Annotated in this window: 1 protein-coding gene; it reads left to right on the top strand. The window is 30.5% G+C overall.

The genetic code is table 11. The annotated features are described in order from the left end of the window. Window positions 1-1,371 precede the first annotated feature (1,371 nt). Window positions 1,372-1,893, top strand: coding sequence for a nuclear transport factor 2 family protein (locus H593_RS0115355; RefSeq protein WP_028873237.1), 522 nt, complete (start codon window positions 1,372-1,374; stop codon window positions 1,891-1,893). Window positions 1,894-2,123 lie beyond the last annotated feature (230 nt).

Below are 2,123 nucleotides of genomic sequence, written 5' to 3'. Positions count from 1 at the left end.
TGTTTGCTTACGAAAATCCTCGCGGATTTTCTATCCAGTATCTATTTATTAACTTAGTTACTTAAACACGCAACAAACCATATACAATCACGTTAGCGGTCATTGCTCAATCAGCTCCAAAAAAAAATTAAATCACTCTAAAGTGGTTTAAAATAAGATGTAAAAACGTACTCGGGTTTTTGTGGATGACCGAAATCTAATATGAATATCGGAATCAATCAAAACGCAACTGTTGCGTATCTCAAATCTCACTCTTATATAATAATACTCAACGGATTTACGAATCATTACGACACTGTTGCGACGGACTGATCTTCTGCAGGGATCATTAGTTATGTGTTCAAATAGTGAAACAAAATAACGACCGCTAACAATATGTATAAAAAATGCTTATTTTGGTGCTTAACTAAATGATTGTGTTCTGTTTGCTAACGTCTGATTTTCCTTCGGAAAATCCTCTTGCACAAACACGCACATTCTATACACGTAACGTTGTGTTTAATTAAAAAGGAAAGTATAACGAGAAACATTGGTAAAGGAATAAGTGATGAACAAATTAAAAAACTCATATAACTACAGATTAAAAAAATGCAGAATAAACAAAGTACATTCCAAAACAGGAATTAAAGACACAGTGTTTATGGACTTAAATACTTCTGAAATAATTACTAATAGCTATTTTAAAGAGTCAAATTATCAATTTGAACTAAATCCTTATAAACCTTATTTTTTATTTCGACTGCTTTGGACAATCAAAAGTCTAATAGCTAAAATTAAAGTAGTGACAATAAAGAAGTTTAGAGCATGGTCTTTATTAGAAAAGATATCAATAACATTAACAATATTAGTTGGATTAATAGCATTGTACGAATTTATCATAAAACCAAGTATTTAATAATTTTTTTAAACATAATAAGCTATGAAAACAATTGAATTAACACTCGCTAATATCTAAAGATTCACTTGCGTTAAAGGAAACAGTTGAAGAAATTAAAAAACTTCTTTCTGAATAATAGAATTATAACCTATTGATTCCATGCAATTTTCTAGTATCTCTTTTGCATCATCGTAAGTTTGACCTTTTAAAGAACGAATAATAGATGTTTGAATTTCTTGAATCTCTTTTGACATGAAATAACTAAACACAACACCGTACATAATACATTGCTACTAATCGCTTATCAAAAAGTTATAGCGATACTCGGTAGATGTTGCTAATTTATGTGGTTAATACTAAATTTACGCAACGTACCATATACATAACCGTTGTATGCAATGCGAAAAAAACCAACGTTATAAATATATAAAGAAGTAATTGAATTAAAACGGAGTAAGCCGAAAACCAATTAGAGTAGGCATAAAAAAATGATTATGACTAAAATATTCTCGTCGAAAGCAATTTCATTTGTTTGCATATTATTCATTTTTGGTTGTTCTCAAATAGACAAATCAAAATCAATTTCATCAGAAAGTGATAATTCAGAACTTGCCGAGAAAGAACTCGATAGTGCTTTTAAAAAAATGTGGAAAAATGTGACTCTCACAAATGCGACTGAATATTTCAAGACTGATGTTTCCGACGATTTCTTTACTATAAATGCAGATGGAATTGTTCAAAATAAGGCGGAATTACTTGCTGACACAAAAAGACTTGAAATGCTTGAAATTTTGAGTTTTGAGTTTTTCGACCAAAAGATAAAATTTTATGACAATGTTGGAATTATTAATGGGCGAATCAAAGCATTTTCAGACGGAACATATGTTGGCGAGATTTTTTATACCGCAATATTTGTGAAATATAACGACACTTGGAAGTATGAAAATTGGCAAGGAACTTGGACAAAAGACTCACCGCCACCACCATCTTTTGACTCAGAGAATGAATCAAAATAAATTAACTGTATGAAAGCACTGCATACAACACGGTGTATAATTAATTGCTTTGGCAGGTGCTCATCTGGAAAATTCCTTCGGAATTTTCTCTAGTCCGTATTTGTTTATTAATTTAGTTGCTTAATCACGCAACTAACCATACACATCACGTTAGCCACAATTATGAAAAAAATTCTGCTACCATTATTAATAATCGGATTTATTCTTGTTTCGTGCAAAAAAAATGATTT

It is taken from the genome of Psychroserpens burtonensis DSM 12212, from assembly GCF_000425305.1.
Classification (GTDB): domain Bacteria; phylum Bacteroidota; class Bacteroidia; order Flavobacteriales; family Flavobacteriaceae; genus Psychroserpens; species Psychroserpens burtonensis.
This window is presented reverse-complemented; position numbering and strand designations above follow the sequence as displayed.

Bases quoted from the DNA above. Each gene is read 5' to 3' on its own strand.
- H593_RS0115355 (WP_028873237.1), top strand. From the start codon at position 1,372: ATGACTAAAATATTCTCGTCGAAAGCAATTTCATTTGTTTGCATATTA.